Origin of the sequence: Streptococcus pseudopneumoniae (assembly GCF_001068775.1) — a bacterium.
Classification (GTDB): Bacteria; Bacillota; Bacilli; order Lactobacillales; family Streptococcaceae; genus Streptococcus; species Streptococcus pseudopneumoniae_N.
Genome location: NZ_JWAJ01000133.1, coordinates 1 through 352 on the forward strand (window position 1 = coordinate 1; position 352 = coordinate 352).

The window sequence follows — 352 nt, forward strand, 5'->3', positions numbered from 1 at the left end:
CCATCTGGTTTCTTAGGCGTTACAATCGCATCACCATTTGGTTTGCGTGTGATTTCAATCTCACTTGGTGTTTCAGTTGTTGGAGTATTTGGTGTTACCTTACCTGGTGTTGTTACTGGAACTTCAACAGCTGGTTTACCTGGTTCTGTAATCTTACCTGTACCTGGGACATCTTTCTTAGGAAGGTTGTCATTTGATACTTTACCTTTACCATCTTCACCAATTGTAACAGTGATTGGGTTTCCATCTTCACCTGGGATTTCTACCGTAGTGCCTGGTGGGAATGTTGAACCATCTGGTTTCTTAGGTGTTACTGTAACGTCACCTGTCTTAGGATCTTGTTCAACATCTA

1 pseudogene is annotated in these 352 nt (G+C 42.0%); it reads right to left on the reverse strand.

From position 1 onward, the window contains the following. Positions 1-352 (reverse strand): annotated as a pseudogene (locus tag ADF68_RS07955) (hypothetical protein); the annotation flags it as partial.